17 protein-coding genes and 1 CRISPR repeat array are annotated in these 21052 nt (G+C 37.7%); of the genes, 7 read left to right on the top strand and 10 right to left on the bottom strand.

Features of this window, described 5'->3' with window-relative positions; genetic code table 11:
• Nucleotides 1-160: 160 nt before the first annotated feature.
• A complete protein-coding gene (locus RMY63_RS13085; protein ID WP_322729115.1) occupies nt 161-1477 on the bottom strand; it encodes a hypothetical protein in 1317 nt (438 codons plus the stop codon).
• A gap of 487 nt (nt 1478-1964) precedes the next feature.
• Here RMY63_RS13085 and RMY63_RS13080 point away from each other — a divergent pair, with 487 nt between their 5' ends.
• From RMY63_RS13080 to RMY63_RS13070, 3 genes are all read left to right on the top strand, one after another.
• Complete coding sequence (locus RMY63_RS13080; protein WP_322729114.1) at nt 1965-2201, top strand: hypothetical protein; 237 nt, start codon at nt 1965-1967, stop codon at nt 2199-2201.
• A 565-nt stretch (nt 2202-2766) separates the two neighbouring features.
• On the top strand, nt 2767-3084 hold the full coding sequence (locus RMY63_RS13075) for a DUF1016 N-terminal domain-containing protein (RefSeq protein ID WP_322729113.1): 318 nt from the start codon (nt 2767-2769) through the stop codon (nt 3082-3084).
• Between the two features lie 7 nt (nt 3085-3091).
• A complete protein-coding gene (locus RMY63_RS13070) occupies nt 3092-3829 on the top strand; it encodes a PDDEXK nuclease domain-containing protein (protein ID WP_322729112.1) in 738 nt (245 codons plus the stop codon).
• Nucleotides 3830-4001: 172 nt separating this feature from the next.
• Here RMY63_RS13070 and RMY63_RS13065 read toward each other — a convergent pair whose 3' ends face one another.
• Nucleotides 4002-4334, bottom strand: coding sequence for a hypothetical protein (locus RMY63_RS13065; protein ID WP_322729111.1), 333 nt, complete (start codon nt 4332-4334; stop codon nt 4002-4004).
• Nucleotides 4335-4790: 456 nt separating this feature from the next.
• On the opposite strand from RMY63_RS13065, the gene RMY63_RS13060 reads away from it, so the two are divergent.
• The 4 genes from RMY63_RS13060 to RMY63_RS13045 all read left to right on the top strand — a co-directional run bounded on the left by RMY63_RS13060 (nt 4791) and on the right by RMY63_RS13045 (nt 10522).
• Nucleotides 4791-4994: a Rieske 2Fe-2S domain-containing protein gene (locus tag RMY63_RS13060; protein WP_322729110.1), complete on the top strand. Its 204-nt coding sequence runs from the start codon at nt 4791-4793 to the stop codon at nt 4992-4994.
• Nucleotides 4995-5199: 205 nt separating this feature from the next.
• Nucleotides 5200-5985: an HAD family hydrolase gene (locus RMY63_RS13055; RefSeq protein ID WP_322729109.1), complete on the top strand. Its 786-nt coding sequence runs from the start codon at nt 5200-5202 to the stop codon at nt 5983-5985.
• 275 nt (nt 5986-6260) lie between these two features.
• Nucleotides 6261-7439, top strand: a complete 1179-nt coding sequence (locus RMY63_RS13050) for a DNA double-strand break repair nuclease NurA (protein ID WP_322729108.1) — start codon at nt 6261-6263, stop codon at nt 7437-7439.
• Nucleotides 7440-7828: 389 nt separating this feature from the next.
• Nucleotides 7829-10522 carry a PAS domain S-box protein gene (locus tag RMY63_RS13045; RefSeq protein ID WP_322729107.1) on the top strand — a complete coding sequence of 898 codons (2694 nt, stop codon included), beginning with the start codon at nt 7829-7831 and terminating at the stop codon, nt 10520-10522.
• A gap of 233 nt (nt 10523-10755) precedes the next feature.
• Here RMY63_RS13045 and RMY63_RS13040 read toward each other — a convergent pair whose 3' ends face one another.
• The 8 genes from RMY63_RS13040 to cas1 form a co-directional block, all read right to left on the bottom strand.
• The gene (locus tag RMY63_RS13040) at nt 10756-11454 is read right to left on the bottom strand and encodes a matrixin family metalloprotease (protein ID WP_322729106.1); all 699 of its coding nucleotides are present in this window, start codon (nt 11452-11454) and stop codon (nt 10756-10758) included.
• A gap of 118 nt (nt 11455-11572) precedes the next feature.
• Nucleotides 11573-12922, bottom strand: a complete 1350-nt coding sequence (locus tag RMY63_RS13035; RefSeq protein WP_322729105.1) for a TerD family protein — start codon at nt 12920-12922, stop codon at nt 11573-11575.
• 101 nt (nt 12923-13023) lie between these two features.
• Nucleotides 13024-13596, bottom strand: coding sequence for a TerD family protein (locus RMY63_RS13030; protein ID WP_322729104.1), 573 nt, complete (start codon nt 13594-13596; stop codon nt 13024-13026).
• Nucleotides 13597-13665: 69 nt separating this feature from the next.
• Nucleotides 13666-14268, bottom strand: a complete 603-nt coding sequence (locus RMY63_RS13025) for a TerD family protein (protein ID WP_322729103.1) — start codon at nt 14266-14268, stop codon at nt 13666-13668.
• A gap of 181 nt (nt 14269-14449) precedes the next feature.
• Nucleotides 14450-15025: a TerD family protein gene (locus tag RMY63_RS13020; RefSeq protein WP_322729102.1), complete on the bottom strand. Its 576-nt coding sequence runs from the start codon at nt 15023-15025 to the stop codon at nt 14450-14452.
• 517 nt (nt 15026-15542) lie between these two features.
• Complete coding sequence (locus RMY63_RS13015) at nt 15543-17717, bottom strand: DEAD/DEAH box helicase (RefSeq protein ID WP_322729101.1); 2175 nt, start codon at nt 17715-17717, stop codon at nt 15543-15545.
• Nucleotides 17718-18080: 363 nt separating this feature from the next.
• Nucleotides 18081-18975: direct repeats of the CRISPR family, unit length 36 nt; unit sequence GTGATCAACGCCTAACGGCATCTAAGGTTTGGTCAG.
• 269 nt (nt 18976-19244) lie between these two features.
• Nucleotides 19245-19538: a CRISPR-associated endonuclease Cas2 gene (cas2, locus tag RMY63_RS13010; protein ID WP_322729100.1), complete on the bottom strand. Its 294-nt coding sequence runs from the start codon at nt 19536-19538 to the stop codon at nt 19245-19247.
• A 9-nt stretch (nt 19539-19547) separates the two neighbouring features.
• Complete coding sequence (gene cas1 / locus RMY63_RS13005; RefSeq protein ID WP_322729099.1) at nt 19548-21011, bottom strand: type I-MYXAN CRISPR-associated endonuclease Cas1; 1464 nt, start codon at nt 21009-21011, stop codon at nt 19548-19550.
• Nucleotides 21012-21052 lie beyond the last annotated feature (41 nt).

Below are 21052 nucleotides of genomic sequence, written 5' to 3'. Positions count from 1 at the left end.
TGCTATACCTGTGGAAGATGTCGGAATTATTGACGGGAATGTTGAAGAATACGGATGAATAAAATTTCTAATTTTTGAATTGACTCAATCGCTTCCTGATGGACTTTGTGCTTATCCTGTTGCTGAAAGGATGAAGTTAGTTGTTGACATTTGAAAAATCTCACTGGAGTTGCTTGAATTTATTATTTGCTGATAGCAATAACTCTTGAGCTTTTAAATAAACAGTTGTACCTTTTTCTACTTTTTCTAATTGGTTGATAATGCTGTGTAACTGACTAATTACACGATTGCGATCCAAATTTTTGGGGTCAGTGGGAATTGAACCCACCAAACTTTCTATTTCTCCTTGTGCCATAAATAAAGCTTGTACAGAACTGGACTCAGCTTGTCGTCTTACTTTAACTTGACCCAAATTAGTCTCATAAGTTGCTAATAACTTTTGTGCTTCCACATAACCCACTACATCTGACGAAGAAATCTGTTTTAACCGGTTAATGGCTTCTGACCATAAATTTTCTATTTGTTCCCATTCGGTAACAGTGTGTGGTGGATTTTGACCAGCTTTTGCAGCTTGCCAAGAAAATTGCTGTGCTGCGGTAATTAAAGCACTGACGCGTTCATTTCCCGCTGCTAATCCTACAACTTCTTTAAAATCACGTTTGTAGGCATCTAGTTGATTTTGAGCAGTTTTTCCGGCTAAGGTTTGTCCGGGAATCTCTTCTAACTTATCCAGTGCTGAACGCCAAGCTGCGATCGCCAACTTTTTATCGGTTACTGTTGTAGCAATTTGATACTGCTGTTTTGCGTTCAATAATGCTTGACTATTATCAGTGAGCAAGGTTTGAGCGTTTTTTTCCTGAAAAACCTTGGCTGAAAGCTCTCCTACTTGACGACGCGCTGCATTCAGACCGTAAACGCTAAATCGCCAGTCGTACCACCAATATTTGTATTCGGGCCAATCGTCAACCAACCCAACTGGTAAGTTATCCAAATGTGTTTTTGTTTGTTGCAGTTGCTGTTCACCCAACACTAAATCTGCTGCACTAGTGGGTTTTTCAATCAAGTATTCAGCTTGCTCAAGTGATGCCAACGCCTGGCGATAGTTTTGTTCCACGCTCATGTAACTGGGTAGCAATAAAAAAGGCGCATTTTGCACCACACTCCGGCGAATTATTGGGTAAGGCAGATTCGCCACCCAAACCACACCTGCGGGAATGCCGATAAGTATTGCTATCCATATCAACTTAGTACCTATACCTCTGTTGGCTTTACTAGGTTTTTTTTGATGGGATATACTGCTAACCTGCCCTTGTGCTGCTATTTCCTGTTCTAATTCAGCTAGAGTTTTTGATTTTGATGGTTTTACTGGTTGCTTCAGCACTACAGGTTGTTGGCTGATTACAGATGGATTTATCCCAGAAAGATTTTGAGAGTTATTACGGGAAAATTTTTTAGTAATTTTGTGTAAAAAGGTCATAGATAGATTCTGTGCTTAGTTTAGTATTCCCTAACTAAGCTCGAAATAAAAACAATACGTGGCTTTTCACAAAAGCTCCAAGGGTGCGATCGCTATCATATAGTATTTTTGTACTATATAGATGGGGTATCCACGGGCGATATTGATGTGTAAGTTAAAGCAGAAATGGTAGACGTTGTGGCGCGGTTGAGTCCAGTATTGACGTTTAAGGCGTAGCTGTTAAATAAAAAGCCCCTAGTGTTGACCAGGGGTTATCCATCTTTATTCCCTCATTTAGAATGGCATCTATGAAGCTATTGTAAATCCGTATCGATGCAATAACTGCATATTTATGATGATTATTTTGCAATCAAGAAAGGAAATAGGGCTGGGAGGTTAGGCTTGAGTAAAAGTTGCACGCAGCGTTACAGATCCATTTTTATCTGATTCCAAGACTGTTAACATATTTTGTCAAATTAAGTAATTGTTCCAATTGCTTGTATATCTTATGACTGCAATCTCCATTCAAAACATGGGATTGTGTTCATTATCCCAACACTTGCGATCGCTCCAATTTCTCCCAGTATGTTCGCATTCAGATGCATTATCTATCCAAGGAATCGATGTTGAGTGGTACGAGCTTCCAATGGAAGCAAATAAGCTAGGACTGAATAAGGATAAAATTATCAATGTACAAATTGGTAGAGTGATTAAATATCCAGTAAGTAGTACAATATTGCTATGAGTCAAAATAAGTTTACCTATTTGATTGTTTTTTTGACGAGTTTTTAAGCTGGTTATTGAATTCGAAAAATGCATAATGCAACCCTATTAGTACCAGTTTATATAACAATCAAATTTGATTTTTAAAAGCCAAGCTAACTGAGAACAAGCTGGATCGCGCGTTTTGTTTTCAGTCTATTTAGCAAAAATCAAATATAAGTCTTATACAAGTATGGATTTTTACGTAATAATATTATTCAAGCTATACACTCTGATGTCAAAGGTATAAGTGATGACTTTTTATAACTTTTAATCTTTGGGCGCTAAAAAATGTTTTTAATGAAAAAATATTGAAGTTGTGGCGATCCCTCTTGCGTAAATTCTGGCAAATTTCACTCACAGCCTTATTTCGCCGATACAGCAAAAATACTGTCATGACGCTGGATACTTGTATACAGCAGGTTCAAGTTGGTGAGGTACACAAGCTAAGTCTATTACCCAGGTAGAAAGAGTGTTTTACTTCTCTGTATCTGATACCAAAATTTGGTGTGATACTGGCAGAATAGAAATAGCACTAATTCTTTTTTATGACTAGAGACGATAAATCCGAAACTTCACAAAAGAGTGCATCTGCGATCGTTGGTTATGAAGATTTTTTAACTGAACTAAAAACACGAATTTCTAGCGCTCAGTTACGGGCCGCAGTTGCAGTCAATAAAGAATTACTATTACTCTACTGGCAAATTGGACGAGATATTTTGAATCGCCAACAGCAGCAAGGTTGGGGTGCAAAAGTTATTAATCGTCTGGCGGCTGACTTACAGAAAGCTTTTCCAGAAATGAAAGGCTTTTCGCTTCGCAACCTCAAGTATATGCGGGCATTTGCGCGAAGCTTATCCAGATGAGCAATTAGTGCAACAAGTTGTTGCACTAATTCCCTGGAGTCATAATGTTCGGATTTTGGATACTATTAAAAACCAAACAGAACGCTTGTGGTACGTACAACAAACTATCCAGCATGGATGGAGTCGGAATATTTTAGTTCACCAGATTGAAAGCAAGTTGTATCACCGTCAGGGTAAAGCGACTACCAACTTTAATCACACTTTACCTCAAGCACAATCAGAATTAGCACAGCAATTATTAAAAGACCCCTACACTTTTGATTTTATCAATTTAGGGGAAGATTTTCTAGAACGCGATTTGGAACGTGCTTTAATCAACCACATCCGCGATTTTTTACTAGAGTTAGGGGTTGGTTTTGCTTTTGTAGGTAGTCAATACCATCTTGAAGTTGGGGGTGAAGATTTTTATATAGATTTATTGTTTTACCACTTGCGTTTACGCTGCTATATAGTGATTGACCTGAAAATTGAAGAGTTCAAACCAGAGTATTCCGGCAAGATGAATTTCTATGTTAGTGCGGTGGATGATTTGTTGAGACACCCAGACGATCAGCCTACTATTGGAATGATTCTATGCAAGAGTAAAAATAAGGTAATTGCCGAATATTCTTTGCGAGATATGCATAAGCCAATTGGTGTTTCTGTGTATCAGCTACAAGATATTTTGCCAGAGGCTTTGCAAGGTAATTTGCCAACGATTGAGCAGTTAGAAGCTGAATTAGAAACGATTACTAAATTAAATTAGGACTCGGTTTAGGTGCAAAATTTGAGGGAAAAATAATTCATCCGCTTGCAGAAACAGTAGATAAGCAAAACGAAATATAGCAAGTTATCAATACTAAATTAGAGCGAGAGACACAAAGAAACGGAGAAAGTATTTGATCACTTCTCCGTCTCTCTGCATCTTCAATAAACAACTACCACCAAACTCGATTTCCATTTTCGTCAACTCGCGCTTCCCGAATTACGTCGGAAATTTCCTCAGCATCTTTAACGTGGTGGAGTGCCTTTTTTTCACCGTCGGGTTCATCTACAACGAAGTAAGTCGGGACTGTGATTTTATCGCCTGTAATGTCTGGTACATCATCAACAGCTGCCTGTTTAGCCTTCTCTTCAACTGATTGAGGCTTATCAGCAATTCTATCTCCTGGATTCGCGGTTAAGTTTCTTTCGTTCACATCTAGCTCACGAGAATCCCGATCTTCGCTTACTGGTTGATTAATTTGATTTTCTTGATTTTTATCACTCATGGTTTTCAGTTCTTAAAACTTGGAACTCGACTATCAACAGCTTAAAAAATCAAAGTCATAAAGAGTTCTTTCTCTGGAGAGAGTTTGAGAATATATTTTGAAGAGATTTTGTGAGGAACATATCTTAGGTTATAGTCTAGCTCTGAGGTTTATAAATAACCTCATACTCCAGGAATAAATAATAATTAAAAATTCAAGTTCAGGCGCAACTATTAAAAAGCCAATTTTATGAAAATCAACCCACAGCAAATACAAATGTAGATTAATCCTAATGCGATCGCACCGTAGTATATTAGTAGACCTTTCTTGGTAAATCGAATCATCATGGAACATTAGACCTGTCTTGTAAAGTCTACTTTCATCCTTGGTTGTGAGCCGAAGGCTCATGGAGGTCTCTTGCAAAAGTCCCTAATACCCCACCTCCATTGGTGAGGAATTCCGATTCTGATAAAAGGCTTGCCAGCTCGTAGCGTTGATTATCTGATTATTCAAGACGGGCCACAGATTGCTGAGTACGCTATCAGTCCAATCTGCACCCATTTAGGATGTACAGTTGAGTGGGATCTTCAGAAGAATCACTTTATTTGTCCAAGTCATGGATCTCAATACGATTCTCAGGTCGAGTTGTTCTTGCCCCAGCTAAACGTTCTTTACCACTAATCACCGTAGTAGTCAAGCAAAACCAAATACGTTTAGTCGATCGCAAACCTGCTGTAGATCCTCGTTAACCTATTAATAACCAATCAAATGTCACAATTTCACCATACTTTTCCCGCAAGTTATGAATTATAAAAGACTAACAAAAATTACTGCATGATTTAAATTTGTCGGATAAGCTGACAACAGCAGTTTTATTCTCAAACCAATGACCGCAAGTAGTCCCAAAATTTTAGCCCTGGACTTTGATGGAGTGATTTGCGACGGATTAATTGAATATTTTGAGGTAGCATGGCGTACTTACTGTGAAATTTGGTCTTCTGCTAACGACACACCGCCAGATGATTTAGCTTTGAGATTCTATCGCCTAAGACCTGTTATTGAAACAGGTTGGGAAATGCCCATTTTAATTAAAGCCTTGATAGATGGAATTCCTGACGAAAAGATTCTTCATGAATGGATAAGCATTGCCCCACAAATTTTGTTAAATGACAAGCTACAAGCAAGAGAAATTGGTGCGAAACTAGATAAGCAGCGAGATGAATGGATTACGACAGATTTAGATGGTTGGCTAAGTCTGCATAGATTTTATCCGGCTGTAGTAGAAAAAATCAAATTAACTATTGACAGTGGAGTTAAGCTATACATTGTGACAACTAAAGAAGGGCGTTTTGTACAACAGTTGTTGCAACAAGAAGGAGTGAGTTTACCACCAGAAGCAATCTTCGGGAAACAAGTCAAGCGTCCCAAATATGAAATTTTGCGAGAATTAATCCAATCAGCAGAAGACAAGCCGATTAGTCTCTGGTTTGTAGAAGATAGACTCAAGACATTACAGTTAGTCCAACAGCAAGCAGACCTTGAGGATGTAAAACTTTTCCTTGCAGACTGGGGCTATAATACCCAAGCAGAAAGGGAATCTGCTCAAAACGATCCGCGAATTCAGTTGTTATCACTTTCTCAGTTTGCCAAAGATTTCTCAGCTTGGCTTTAACTAATTCGTAATTCGTAATTCGTAATTCGTAATTATTGGCGAAACACTCGCGCGTAATTGTCTTTCTTGGTAGTATTTAACTGTTGGGGTCTAAATCCCCAACTTTCTTACTATTACGAATTACCTTAGCAAGTATGAGAGCGTCATTATCAATTACGAATTATTTTAATTTTTGATCAAAATGGCAACAAAGCGAGATATTTAAAAGATGTATGAAAATAATAAAGAATTAAGAAAACTCTTAACTCCTAACTCCTAACTCAGCACTTACTTTTATGCTTAACCTAACAAAACTGGCGCGACAAATGCAGGGTTTAAGTCAGCATCTGACCTTAGAAGCTGCTGCTAGTCGTCAGAGTTTAGAACTGGCACAACAACATTTAAAAAATGCTTACGAGTGTCAACAAGATTTAATCGATCGCCAGGAAAAATGGCGCGATCGCATTCTCTTTGCTAATGCTACCCCAATAGAACCACTAGAAACCTGCATCAATATCCCAGTTCCTCCAAAAATTCATACTGTCATCGCTACCGATGGTTCTCAAATTGCCCCCAACCATCATGAAATTGCTTACTGTTATCTGCTAAATATTGGCAGAGTCGTCTTGCACTACGGACAAAATCGCCATCCCCTACTCGATAGTTTGCCAGAAGTATTTTACCGCCCAGAAGATTTATATATGTCTCGGCAGTGGGGAATTAGAACTGAGGAATGGATGAGTTTTCGCCGCACTGCTTCAGAAACAACGGTGTTGGCAGAACTGGCGTGTGATGCAGCCCAAGAGGAAACGCCAGCGCTAGCGATGGTAGATGGTTCGCTAATTTACTGGTTTTTAGAACAATTGCCGATGGATGCACGCGATCGCATTTTACCCCCCATCCTAGAAGCTTGGCAGCAGATGCGTGATGCTCGAATTCCGTTGATGGGCTATCTTAGCGCCTCTCGTAGCATCGAAACAATGAACTTTTTACGGTTATTAGCTTGTCCCCATCCAGTGCCAGATTGTAAAAGTCATTGCCCAAATCAGCTAGAAAAAGTAGCTTGTAAAATTTTTGAACAGTTGCGAGATACTTCTGTTTGGGCAACTCGACTCAAACCAGGACAACGTAGTACCTTGTGGCGCAGTAATTCTCCCATTTTGGAACTCTACGGCGATCAAACTATTTACTTTTGCTACGTTCACGTTGGTACTGAAATCGCCCGAATTGAAGTTCCGGCATGGGTAGCAGAGAATGCAACCATGTTAGACCAAGCATTGGGACTGATGTTAGCACAAGTTCAAAAAGGGTATGGTTATCCTGTAGCGATCGCCGAAGCGCATAATCAAGCAGTAGTAAAAGGTGGCGATCGAGCGCGTTTCTTTGCGCTTCTCGAACAACAAATGATTAAAGCTGGTTTGAAAAACGTGGGAACTTCCTACAAAGAAGCTAGAAAGCGCGGGAGTATTGCTTAAAATAATTCGTAATTCGTAATTGGTAATTCTTAACTACGAATTACGTCTTACGGTCTTAATACCTTAGCTACTTAAGGAAAATGAGAGAGAGAAAATTACGTAACACTTCTTATCTTAAATTTAAAATCTAAATGTTTACTTTACAGCTTTTTAGGGAAACCTTTATTTAGTAGAGAATTAAGTCAACAGCTAGCTTACTCAGTAAAAACTAGTAGATACTTATTGGCTTTACTATCAAGTTGATTACGTTTATATTCGTAAGTAACCAGTCTTAGTCATAATTTACATTAGACAAGTCTCTAGATTGAAACATTTTATTGCAATGATTCTTCAATGTTAACGATAAACGTATTAACTTTTCTCCAAAAATATTTATACCTAAAAAGTTGATGAAACTAGTTAAATCTGAGTACAAACAATCTGAAGAAAAATACTCTCGATTTTTCTCCATTTCTATAGATTTATTATGTATTGCTAATTTTGATGGTTATTTTAAGTATTTAAATCCAGTATGGACAAAAACACTAGGTTGGTCAACTCAGGAACTTGTTGCTAAACCCTTTATCGAATTTATTCATCCTGAAGACCGTGAATCCACTATTGCAGCAGCCCAAAAAATTACACAATCTGTAGATGCAATCAGCTTTGAAAACCGCTATCTTTGTCGGGATGGTTCTTACAAATGGCTGTCATGGAATGCGACTGGTTTTACTGAAGAAAAATTGATTTATGCAGTAGCTCGTGATATCACTCTTAATAAACAGAATGAAATAGCACTAAAAAAATCTATCCAAGAATTAGAAGCTTTTAGATTTGCCTTAAATGCCCATTCACTGGTAGCTATTACTGATAGATATGGAAAAATAACTTATGTAAATGACTTATTTTGTGAAGTTTCTAAATATTCTCCAGAAGAACTTTTAGGACAAGATCATCGAATTATCAATTCTGGATACCACACAAAAGAATTTTTTACAAATTTATGGAAAACTATTGCCCAAGGGAAAATCTGGAAAGGAGAAATTCAAAATAAAGCTAAGGATGGTACTTTTTATTGGGTGGATACTTTGATCGCTCCAATGTTAGGACAAGATGGAAAGCCCTATCAATATGTCTCAATTCGGACAGATATTACACAGCGTAAGCTTTCAGAGTTAGCTTTGTTGGAGCGATCGCGCTTGTCAGTTTTGAGTGCAGAAGTCAGTTTAGCTTTATCTCAAAGTGGCACACTTCCAGAAATTCTGCAAAATTGTACAAATACTATTTCCCAATATCTTGATATCGGCTTTGTTTGTATCTGGACATTTGAACGACAGACAAACCAGCTACAATTGCAAGCTGGTGTTCATTGCACAGATATTACTTGTAGTGCTTTGAGCGATACCCAAGATTTTCCAGATCATATCGCTTTAGTCAATAATACTATTGGCTTAATGATTCAAAACCATCAAGCTATTTTTAACGAAGAACTATCAATTAATCATTCAGAAAAACTTATCGAGTCTACATTTTCAATTTCTCGATTTTCTGCTTATCCTTTGATAGTAGAGCAGCAATTAATCGGCATAATTGCTTTATTCAGCAAGCAATTATTTACCGAACCAACTCATAACCTATTAAATTGGATTGCTAATAATATTGCTGTAGCTATTGACCGAATCTGGGCCCGAGAAGAACTCTTCAGCCGTCGGGAAGCCTTATTACTGCGTTTAGCTAGTCAAATCCGCAGTTCTCTTAACCTAGATATGATCTTAGAAACAGCTGTGAATGAAATTCGTAGCTTATTACAAATTGACCGTTGCTACTTTCTTTGTTACTTACCGAATCCATCCCAACCAAGCTTAACTATTACCTATGAAGCGCGAAACCCTAACTTGGCAAGTATGTTAGGCAATATTCCACTGCAAAAAAGTACTTTTTTGACCCAAACCCTTCTCTCTCAAGAGCTAATTTGTATAGAAAATATTAATAGGAAATCACAACTTGATTATCATACGCAAGAACTTTTAACTGAGTTTGGGATTACATCTCAACTAATGCTACCAGTTAAGAGTAATTCTGGAGAGATTGGGGCAATTGTGTGCAGTCATTGTAGTGGCGATCGCATTTGGACTAACAGTGAAATTAACCTGTTACAAGCTGTTTGCGATCAACTAGCGATCGCCATCGATCATGCACAACTTTATACCCAAAGTCGCGCTGCTACTTTAAAGGCTCAAACTCAAGCTGAAAAACTTACCGAAACCTTGCATAAATTGCAACAAACTCAATCTCAACTGATCCAAAATGAAAAAATGTCTAGCTTAGGACAATTAGTCGCTGGAGTTGCCCATGAAATTAACAATCCAGTTAGTTTTATTCATGGTAACTTAACCTATGCTAACGAATACTTTCAAGAGATGTTAACTCTCTTGCACCTTTATCAACAACATTATCCCCAACCGACAGTAGAAATTGAAGATTTCGCTGCAAAAATCGATTTGGAATTCATTACTAGCGATCTTTCTAAACTTCTATCCTCGATGAATATGGGTACTAATCGTATTCGTGAAATTGTTTTGGGATTACGAAACTTTTCTCGTCATGATGAAGCAGAAAAAAAACTAGTTGACATTCATGAAGGAATTGAAAATACGTTATTAATTTTGCATCATCGCTGGAAAAATAATGGAATTGGCTCACATATATCTATAGTTAAACAATATGGTAATTTACCTTTAGTTGATTGCTATCCTGGGCAGCTTAATCAAGTATTTATGAATGTTTTAACTAATGCGATCGATGCTTTAGAAGAATCAATGGATAGTATAAAAATAAATCATAAACCGCAAATTATAATTCGTACTGAAATTTCAGAGGGTAAATTTGTTGTTATCCAAATTGCTGACAACGGATTAGGAATGGTAGAAGACATTAAAAAGCGGTTATTTGATCCATTTTTCACCACAAAAGAGGTAGGAAAGGGAACAGGTCTAGGACTGTCAATTAGCTACCAAATTGTAGTAGAAAAACATGGTGGAATTTTGAATTGTGTATCCGAACCAGGAAAAGGCACAGAATTCTGGATTCACATTCCAATTTAAAATACTCTACGTTTAAAAACGCCTAACTTAGGATAGATTTTGATAGCACTAGGAATTGTAGTCATAGCTTTTACTGGTAATGTGTTCGCGTCAGTTCATCTTTTAGTTGTTGTGGCGTCATTTGCTTTATTTATTATCGGATATCAACTTTTGAATACTGGAAAAATCTTAAATTATGATTTGCGATCACTCCACAAATTAACTAAAAAATAACTCATTTTAATCATTCCGAATTATTTCCATCCCGCTTCTCTGCGAATGGCATGATTCATCGAGTTTATTTGCGATGCGTGAAACGATGGCGGCATTAAGCTATGAATTATATGGTCAAGTCCATCATGCATTACATCCGTTGGTAGTGCAGAATGATCAAGTCCTAATGTATGTCCAATTTCATGGGCTATGGTATTGGCAATTAAGTTAGACAATTGATTAATATGAAGATTGGCATTGTGAGAAGCATAGAATACTTGATCGATGCGGATAATCGCACGATTTGTAACCATTCCTAATTTAAAAGTAGCTACTCCTAGATAGTCAACTGGTTGGTTATCAGCAAATACATAGATATGAGTAAAATTGTCTCCCCATTCTTTCGGTTCAGGCGGATCTGATGTCAAAAATACTTCAACGCTTCTAAATGCACCGTAGAGCTTAGAAAAGGCATCACTGAGAATACTATTGATTGCTTCTCTATTTTCCTCTTCAATGTCCATTCCCGAAACATCTACCCAGATGCAACGGCGAAACTCGCTATTTCTCTCTATGAGAATTCTTCCACAGGAAGGGCAAAACTCCCACCGAAACTGAATGCGGGAACGACATACCTGACAACGGAGTTTTACAGGTCTAGTCAAGTCTATGCGTTCCCAAATCGGGACTTTTAGCTTGCGATTGGGTTTAGTTAAATTTAGGCGATGGTACAGAGACATTTATTTAGAGTCAGGAGTTATTATGTCATAGATTTTTTATTTAAGATAATTTTATTAACTGCGGATAATATAGAGCATAAAATCCTCAATCTATTGATCCGATATTTGCTTCATAAGTTTAACTTAAAATACCTCTTGCTGTTGCCTGTTTCATCCAACTAGGAAATTCATTCAGCAATCTTTCATACAACTGCTCATCAGTTATTTTTCCTAAATCATCTAAATGAAAAAAATCAGCATTATCAACGATGCGACCATCCATTGTATCTAATCTTTCCAAAATTCCATAGTTAGAACCAGCCAAGCCAACAAATTGCCAAAATATAGGATATTTTGCTGCATCAATAACACTTTTTTTAATCTCTTGCTCATCAGTTACACCTCCATCACTGAGAAATACAATCAATGTAGGAAGTTTACTAGGTTGTTCTTGAGTATACTTTTTTATTACATCTTTTATTACTGAAGCTTCATTGTTTCCACCACCTAACTCTATCATAAGAGAGGGCATTTTAAAAACAAAGAAAGCTCTCTTTACTTGACCACATTCTTTATTAATATAACCATCAAGGTTGATCTCTGTGACTGATTTTGTCCTTTTGTATTTTGATCCAAAAAACCAAACATCTAATGTTTTATTATCATCTAGCCTACTAGCTACAGGTACTATTCTTTCAAGAAATGCTTGTACTGCACCAGAATTATATTGATGGCTCATAGAACCAGAAATATCTAAAACCAAAGCAACTCTTGCTAGATTTTTATCAATACCTTTCTTTTTGAGTACAATATCAACTTTGGCTTTTAACAGGTTAATCTCAGCTCTTTTTGTTATATCAATATAAGAAGTTACTAGAGGAATTTCGACTTTAGACTCTACTTTCTTTTCTTCCTGTTTAGTTTTGGCAACATATTTATCTACAAAACTTTGTAGTCCAGAACTATAGCCTTCTCCTACTGCTTGAAATCTCCATTCATTCTCTTTTTTATACAAGCGTCCAAATTCCAAAGCTGTCTCTTGAGAAAAAGCCTCTCTTAAATTGTATCGAGCTAGAGAATTTTTGCTTTCGTGATTGTAAATCTTGATAAAGGCATTTTTGATTTGGCTAAAATTTTGATTTTTTTCTTGCCCTTGATGAATAGTGACAACAAAAACTATCTCCTGAATAGCTGGATTGACTTTTGCCAAATCAACGTAAATTGTTTCATCATCTCCATTACCTTCCCCAGTTCTATTATCTCCTGAGTGTTTTAAAGATCCATCAAGTGAGTGAAGGTTATTGTAAAAGATAAAATATTTATCATTGGGAATTTTACCATCTGCATCTAACATAAACACAGAAGCATCAATATCATAGCTTTGTCCAGCTTGATTTACTTGCCAACCCAAGCCAATAGCTACTTTCTTTAAATTTGGAGCTTCTTTAGAAAGATTAAACCTGCTACCTTTGCTTAATTCAATTTCCATTTCATACACATCTTATCAATTAAAAATTTGTTAATTTTTTATGCAAAAAAAGGGAATAACAACAATGAATACCCCCTTTGTATTAACTTATGAGATATATACTAAGCAGCGTATCGATCTACAAAACTTTGCAGCCCTGATTTATAACCAGCACCGACAGCTTGGAATCTCCATTCTCCATCTTTTCGATAAAGTTTACCAAACTCAATTGCAGTTTCTGCAGAAGCATCTTCATCTAATTCATACTTAGCAATTTGTTTTTCTGTGGCGTTGTCATAAATTCTGATAAACGAGTTTCTGACTTGCCCAAAGTTTTGCTTTCTTTGTTCTGCTTCATGGATAGTGACGACAAAAACTATTTCTTGAACTGAAGCATCCACTTTGCTCAAATCAATTTGAATAGTTTCATCATCCCCTACACCCTCTCCAGTTCTGCTATCTCCCTCGTGTTTTACAGAACCATCTGGTGATTGTGAATTGTTATAAAATACAACATATTTTTCATTAGGAGTTTTTCCGTTACTACCTAACATAAATATAGAAGCATCTAAATCAAAAGCTGAACCTGTATCTGTAACATTGATATCCCATCCTAAACCAATTCCAGCCTTTTTTAAGCTTGGTGCTTCTTTTGAAAGATTGATTCTTTCACCTTTACTGAGGTTAATTGACATAATTATTACCTATTTTTGTAAATGAATTTGATTCTGAATTGCTATGGATTTGAGTAACCTAATATGTACTTAAGCATAAGCTTTCACAAGTCCCTCTAAACCATTAACGTTAATGCCGTTGCCAATAGCTGCCAATTTCCACTCATTATTATGATTGTAAATTTCAGCCATAATCATTCCGGTCATTCCTTTATATTCAGAACCCGATAGATGATACTTAGCGAGTTCTTGATTATTAGATGTATTAACTAGGCGTACAAAGGCATTTTTTACCTGTGCAAATTCTTGCTTGCGAGTAATACAATCATAAATATTAACTGTAAAAACCAATTTTACAATATCTTTTGGTAGTCGAGCTAAATCTACAAGAACCTGTTCGTCATCACCTTCTCCTGCACCTGTGAGATTATCACCCAGATGGGTAATAGCTCCTGATTTGTGAGATAGATTACCAAAATAAACAATATTGCCTATATCTGTTATTTTGCCATTTTTATCTAAACATATTACAGAGGCATCTAAATCAAAGTCTGAAGCGTTGCTAAAAGCACCAAAAAAACCGCCACCTGAACGTTTTGTTATATCCCAGCCCAGTCCGCACATCAGTTTTGTTAGCCCAGGAGCTTCTTTAGAAAGTGAAATGCGTTGTCCTTTTTGTAGGTTAATTCCCATGTAATTTATTTCAAGGTATATTGAATTGACAAGATTGCATCTAAGCTTTGCTCTGTATATTTAATGTTGTAAGCCTTCAACATTAAATTCTTAACAAGTATCAAATATAAAGTAATAGAGGTTTATAAATCCAATTTTGCATGAATATTAGAAAAAATATTATAACTCTCTAATATCTTTCTTAGCTATAACGTTCAAGTAGTGATTTCAAGCCACCTTGATAGCCTGAGCCTACAGCATTAAGACGCCATTCACCGTCTTTGCGGTAAAGTTCTGCCATGATTAATGCTGTCTCTACAGAGTAGTCTTCAACAAGGTCATAGCGGACTGCTTCTTGTTTTGTTTGAGCATTGACAATACGCACAAAGGCATTTTTAACTTGACCAAAATTCTGATTACGTTGCTGTGCTTCATGAATAGTTACAGTAATAACTATTTTTTGAACATCTGCTGGTACTTGTTTGAGATTAACTTTGATAACTTCATCATCTCCTTCGCCTGCACCCGTAAGATTATCTCCCATGTGCTGAAGCGATTTATCAGTATCAGGACTTGTCAGGTTATTGTAAAAAATAAAGTGGTTGTCAGAAATAAGTTTTTCGTTAATACCCAACATGAAAACTGAAGAGTCGAGATCAAAGTCATAACCTGTATCTGTAGCTTTAATGTCCCATCCAAGTCCAATAAAGACATCTGTTAAGCCAGGAGCAACTTTTTCAAGTGAAACTCTTTGTCCTTTTGTTAGTGAAACTGCCATAATTTTTTATTCCTATTTATAGCAAACTGATGCACAAAGTAAGTATTTTTTGTTGCTTTCAAACAATTAAAAAGCTTTTAAATAGCAACAAAAAAATATTAATCAGTTATAGCGTTGACTTTCTAGAAAAAACTTCACGAGTAATTATTTAGTTTTTGAATTGGCTAGTTTTTAAAGTTGATTGTGTCAACCTAGTTTTCTATCAGAATTAACCAATACTTAACCATTTACAGTTGAGTCATAACACGCCACAGAAATGTAATGTATGTCGTATTTGTTATGCGCTCTATCGTAGTCACCTTCAATAAGCACTGAAATCCGGGAAAATACGTAAACTCAAAAACAAAGTTTTTGGGTTCTTAATAAATTAGGGAGATGCTGCGTCTGCGTGAGCAGGGAATGCAGACACATAGAGATTTAAGCGAATAATCATTCAAATTGAATCCTGACGTCTCCCTTCTCTGTATAAGAACATCTTTCTGAGGCTAAGGATTATGCAACTTAAAGGCAGATTAGTTTATTTTCTCCATAATGCCACTTGTTGCTTGAGTTCCCTCATATCCAAATAATCGTTAGCAAAAGCTTTCCGTAAAAGTGAATGAGGAATAAAACCATCATATTTTTGAATTTTTGGCGCTTCTGAAGTACTGACTAAATCTTCTGGGATAATTCTTTGTTCGCACAATGAAGCAATTTCACGATAAAGGGATTTAAATTTGTTCTTACCTAATTTAATTGTCAAATAATAGGGATTTACTCCACCAATACTTGTAATTTCTAACGATTCCCGACAGTATGAGTTGATTAATCTTTCTAAGGTGCGATAAGCAACCGTACCCATCCAAGGAAAAATACAGCATTTACCTTTTTCTAATTGCAAAATATTCTGCTTATCTAATCCAACCTGCTGCACCAATTGACGAACTTGATGCAAACGTTGCAAAGCATTTTTTTGTAAGTAACTGTACTCGATATTCTCAAATAAGACTTGCTGCATTCGTTGCAAAACTTTGGTATGAATAGTCCCACCACCACCACGCCAATAAATACTAGCTTTACCCTCAGCTTGTTTAACAAAAATGGTCTTCTTTTGAAAGTCAACTTCTACGACTTCCCAACTTCTACCAGCTAAAGCAAATTGATTACCAACAGGAAGTGGTATAACAATACTGCCAATTTCTGTTGAACCTTGCTTAACAATATATTCTTGTTGTTCAGCAAAGACAGCATAAAATTGAAATTTTCTTACCACTTTTTCTCCTGCTAAACCCAAAATTAATTTACCTTGTTCAGTATGCTGAATATGACCAATATCAATTAAATAGCGTAACAAGAGTTGAAAATCTTCTTTTAAAAGAGCAGCAAAGGGCGGCAGATTAAAAATCTGTTTAGCTAAAACATTAGCTGAAATTTCCCCTGTTGCTGTTAAAATACTCATGGTTTGGTGATAAAGCAAACTCAAAGGATATTTAATTGGTCTAATTGGTTCAATCCATTGTTCCTCTAAATAAAGTTGAATTATTGCAATACACTGTAAAAGTTGCCAGGGGATTTGCTCTGGTAGAAAAGCCTCTGGTAAAGGCTTATCTTCAGCGCATACGAAGCGCATATCAGCAGCTTCACCTCTTCTACCACTGCGTCCCAAGCGTTGTAAAAAGCTAGCTACAGACAAGGGTGATTCTAACTGAATCACTCGCTCTAAATGACCGATATCTATGCCTAATTCTAGAGTCAAAGTGGCGGCGGTGACGGCTGGATTGTTGTGTTCACGCATCGCATTTTCAGCAGCTTGCCGCAAACTAGCAGATATACTCCCATGATGCACATGATATATATCTGGTAGTCCTTGTTTTGTGGCAATTTGTCGCAAAGATGCAATTACAGATTCGGTACGCGTGCGATTATTAGCAAATATCAGGCATTTGCGAGACTTACTGAGGTTGAAAATATATTGTTCATCAGCTGTCGCCTCTAATTCATCTACTTCATCAGTAATATAAAAATGTTCTACAGCTATTTTGATTTGGCGTTTTATACCGTCAATTTTTGGTGTAATTACTGCCTTATCTGTTCCCGATCGCAGCCAATTTTCAGCTATTGAGTAATCACCAAGAGTTGCCGATAAACCAATACGACGCGGTTGTTTTTGCGTCAACTTCGCTAAACGTTGTAATTGGCAAATAATTTGACAACCGCGTTCTGAACCCATAAAGGCGTGAATTTCATCAATGATGACAAACCTTAAATCACCAAATAAGCGAAGTAGGTCGTTATTTTTATTAATTAACAAACTTTCTAGAGATTCTGGGGTAATTTGAAGAATGCCTTGCGGATTTTTTAACAGTTTGTTTTTTCGAGTTTGCGAAACATCGCCGTGCCAGTGCCAAACTGGAATATCTGCTTCTTTGAGTAAGTCATTGAGACGCTCAAATTGATCGTTAATTAAAGCTTTGATTGGACTAATATATAATGCGCCAATTGTGGCAGAAGGGTTGGTATGTAATAAAGTCAAAACTGGTAGAAAAGCTGCTTCTGTTTTACCAGCAGCAGTTGCAGCAGTAACTAGCAAGTGAGCATCAGTGTCAAATATAACTTGACAAGCGGCAATTTGAACTGGACGTAATTCAGTCCACTGGTGATGATATATATATTCTTGGATAAAGGGTGCAAGTCGGCTAAAGGCATCACTCATATTTTTTATGGATAAAAGTGTTAAACCAATTCGCAATTCGCAATTCGCAATTCGCAATTACGTTTTGTAACAGGGATTTAACCCTGACACAAAACAAAAGTGTCTATAGAGACAGGGGACTTAAACCCCCAAACTTTGTTAAGCTGTTCCACATTTAATATTAAGTCCGGCCAATTAGTTATGATTCCCGAATCTATGCAGAAACCCAAAAACCCTTCCCTTCAGCGATCGCGGTTACTCATGCCATGACTTCGCTCTCTGACATGAAAAGCTGTAATCCTTATTCCGCAAGTTTTACAGCTTTTCTTAGTGCCATTCGTTTAGTCAAAAATGTGTACAAATGTTAAGACCAATTGGACTTAAGTGATCAACGCCTGACGGCATCTAAGGTTTGGTCAGCCGTCAAAGACTACGGACAGAAAGAACTTAGATCGTGATCAACGCCTAACGGCATCTAAGGTTTGGTCAGGTTTTAGCTGGTCTAGGATTTCTGAATTAGTTTTAGTGTGATCAACGCCTAACGGCATCTAAGGTTTGGTCAGACAAGGGTACTCCAATTACATTTAAAAGCCCGTTAATGTGATCAACGCCTAACGGCATCTAAGGTTTGGTCAGTGGTACTCTTTCTAAATATGATTAGGTCTTCTGTAAGTGATCAACGCCTAACGGCATCTAAGGTTTGGTCAGAATCGGAACTGGTTATAAACGAATCCCCCTGGCATGTGATCAACGCCTAACGGCATCTAAGGTTTGGTCAGTATCTCAGCACAAAGTCAGCTGTGATTTAGGAATTGTGATCAACGCCTAACGGCATCTAAGGTTTGGTCAGCGCAAACAGAAGCGTTACTTCATAGCCAAGTGCAAGTGATCAACGCCTAACGGCATCTAAGGTTTGGTCAGAACAAAATATCTAAAGAATTATGCTCAGGAGCAGTAGAGTGATCAACGCCTAACGGCATCTAAGGTTTGGTCAGTTAATAATGGGCAAGGTTACAGCATCTTCAACTAGTGATCAACGCCTAACGGCATCTAAGGTTTGGTCAGTCCCAAAATGCTGCTCTTGTTTCTGGGTTTGGGTGGTGATCAACGCCTAACGGCATCTAAGGTTTGGTCAGGTTAAATTATGGATTCAGTTCAATCGCAAACTGAGGTGATCAACGCCTAACGGCATCTAAGGTTTGGTCAGCAATCATGCCATTGAGCGCTAATTCAGTAATTTCTAGTGATCAACGCCTAACGGCATCTAAGGTTTGGTCAGAGCGATCGCCAAAACCCCTATCAGAACACCACTCATTTGCTATTTTGCAAGCACTTGGCTTAGAAAAGCAATGAAGCGGTCAATTCTTTACTAAAATTCTAACTCTAAAGTTTCCGCCTGAGCTTTAAAAGCTTACCTGAACTAGCTTTTCACCTCACGAAAGAAAATGCAAGCACCTCCTGTTAGTCTAAAAACGCTCAAAACTAAGCGTAGCAACAGTTTTCCACTTATTGAGTCTATTGCAGGCTCCACAAGTAAAGATCCATGCATTAGACAATCCGATAGGGTTCTTCTTGAGATGACCAAGCACCAGGGCGATTGTAAGCTGGAATAGAAGTAACGCACTGATTTGACAGACGAATTAGTAACAAACTGTCTTCTGGAGCTAGTATTTTTTCAAGTTCCCAGCGTAGTTTTTCTCGCGATCGCATAGTCAACCAAGAGCGAAAAATAGAGTATTGCATCCTTTCGCCATATCCAAGGAGTAAGTTGTAAGCCTTTCTCCAACGTTTAGGATCGCGAATGTCATAGCAAATCAGGTAGCAGTTTTGTGATTCACCCATTGCTATACCTCACCGCAATATTAATTGACCAAACAAACCACCCTCACCAGACCATTCTTTTTCTAGCAGCCGCACCTCTAACTCAAATAAACGACGATAAGTAAGAGAGTAACCAGTAGCTGGATGTTTCCAACTTTCTTGTTTTCGGCACTCATACAATTCAACAAATTTGCGCCGCCCAACTTCACTTAACCAAACCTGCTTTCCTCGAATCTCAAAATCTGCTTTGGTATCCCATTGACCCCGGTTAACTGAAGCCATCACTGTCATATCTACTAAAGGCACTCGAAATATTTCTAGTAAATCTAATGCTAAAGGTGCAGCTTGCGATCGCGGCTGATGGTAAAAACCTAAAGCAGGTTCCAACCCAACGGTTAAAATGGCGTTCATCACATCTTTGAGTAATAAGGCATAACCAAAGCCCAGCATTGCATTGAATCGGTCTAGTGGTGGACGGCGATTTCTGCCAGCAAAATGTAATTCTTTTGATACTTCTTGTGAAATCAAATCGGGTAAAGCACCGAAATATAGAGCAGCAAGATTACCCTCAAATCCTAATAAGGACTCTAGAGATTTTGCTTGGGGAACTTGTTTGAGTACAGCTTTCATTTGAGCGATCGCTTTGTCTAAATTGTCTGTTTTAGCTTTACCTCTTGTACCTCGCATTAAAAATTTGCGTTGTCCCTGACCGCGACAAATTACCAATTTCCGGGCTAATTCTAGGCAAGCATCAGGATTGCTCAGTGCTGCATACTGACGAATTCGCCGTTGAATGCTGCCAGAGCGAGTATCAAAACTACCAAGATAGCGACCACCTCCTGAAATAAAATGTACTCCGATACCTTGGTCGGTGCAAAAGTGAAGTGCTTGAGTCGAGATTTGCGAGAAACTGTGCAAAACAAGCTGTCCTATTTGACGAGCCGGAACAGTCTCAATAGGTTGATTGCGACGGGTAATTTTAATTTGCTCTCCAGTTTTGCCAACTGATGTCCCAGGTTCTAAAATGTGAATTATTTGCCGTTCATCATCTTCAGGAAATAAGCGAATTGGTTGCCATTCCTGATTATGGGCAAGTCTCGCTTCTTCTGGTAAACAGACGGGAGCCAAAGAGCAACGGGCGCACAATCGTTCGTTATCAATTACAGGTGGTCGGTAAGCGGATTGTCTGAGAGTACGTGCTTGTCGAATTGCTTCTTTTACTTTTAAACGTCCTGCCTCATCTAACGGGACATGAACGATTACATTATCAGCGTGATAGCGAATCCGACCTTCCTTAACTGTAATTCCATGCGCGGATTCTAATAAGTAAGCATAAGCGAGAATTTGTAAGCGATCGCTCTCCCAAGCTTGGGGTTGCTTATTCTCATCGCGGTGACAGCGACCGCGTTTATGTTCATAGGGAATTGTTTGCCCATCACGAGTCCGCAGGGCATCCAGACGACCACGCAAACCCAGTTCTTCATACCATTTCACGAAAAATTTGATGCAAATAAAGCATCAAGAATAAAATCCCA

The organism is Nostoc sp. ChiQUE01b (assembly GCF_034531255.1).
GTDB lineage: Bacteria > Cyanobacteriota > Cyanobacteriia > Cyanobacteriales > Nostocaceae > Nostoc.
Note: the sequence above shows the minus strand (reverse complement) of the source record. Positions and strands in the feature narration are given on the sequence as shown.

What these genes read in the sequence shown, in the direction of transcription:
- RMY63_RS13030 (WP_322729104.1), bottom strand. Translation starts at nt 13,596, where the DNA reads ATGTCAATTAACCTCAGTAAAGGTGAAAGAATCAATCTTTCAAAAGAA.
- RMY63_RS13085 (WP_322729115.1), bottom strand. Translation starts at nt 1,477, where the DNA reads ATGACCTTTTTACACAAAATTACTAAAAAATTTTCCCGTAATAACTCT.
- RMY63_RS13045 (WP_322729107.1), top strand. Translation starts at nt 7,829, where the DNA reads ATGAAACTAGTTAAATCTGAGTACAAACAATCTGAAGAAAAATACTCT.
- RMY63_RS13075 (WP_322729113.1), top strand. Translation starts at nt 2,767, where the DNA reads ATGACTAGAGACGATAAATCCGAAACTTCACAAAAGAGTGCATCTGCG.
- RMY63_RS13025 (WP_322729103.1), bottom strand. Translation starts at nt 14,268, where the DNA reads ATGGGAATTAACCTACAAAAAGGACAACGCATTTCACTTTCTAAAGAA.
- RMY63_RS13050 (WP_322729108.1), top strand. Translation starts at nt 6,261, where the DNA reads ATGCTTAACCTAACAAAACTGGCGCGACAAATGCAGGGTTTAAGTCAG.
- RMY63_RS13015 (WP_322729101.1), bottom strand. Translation starts at nt 17,717, where the DNA reads ATGAGTGATGCCTTTAGCCGACTTGCACCCTTTATCCAAGAATATATA.
- RMY63_RS13065 (WP_322729111.1), bottom strand. Translation starts at nt 4,334, where the DNA reads ATGAGTGATAAAAATCAAGAAAATCAAATTAATCAACCAGTAAGCGAA.
- RMY63_RS13035 (WP_322729105.1), bottom strand. Translation starts at nt 12,922, where the DNA reads ATGGAAATTGAATTAAGCAAAGGTAGCAGGTTTAATCTTTCTAAAGAA.
- RMY63_RS13020 (WP_322729102.1), bottom strand. Translation starts at nt 15,025, where the DNA reads ATGGCAGTTTCACTAACAAAAGGACAAAGAGTTTCACTTGAAAAAGTT.
- RMY63_RS13040 (WP_322729106.1), bottom strand. Translation starts at nt 11,454, where the DNA reads ATGTCTCTGTACCATCGCCTAAATTTAACTAAACCCAATCGCAAGCTA.
- RMY63_RS13080 (WP_322729114.1), top strand. Translation starts at nt 1,965, where the DNA reads ATGACTGCAATCTCCATTCAAAACATGGGATTGTGTTCATTATCCCAA.
- RMY63_RS13055 (WP_322729109.1), top strand. Translation starts at nt 5,200, where the DNA reads ATGACCGCAAGTAGTCCCAAAATTTTAGCCCTGGACTTTGATGGAGTG.
- cas2 (WP_322729100.1), bottom strand. Translation starts at nt 19,538, where the DNA reads ATGGGTGAATCACAAAACTGCTACCTGATTTGCTATGACATTCGCGAT.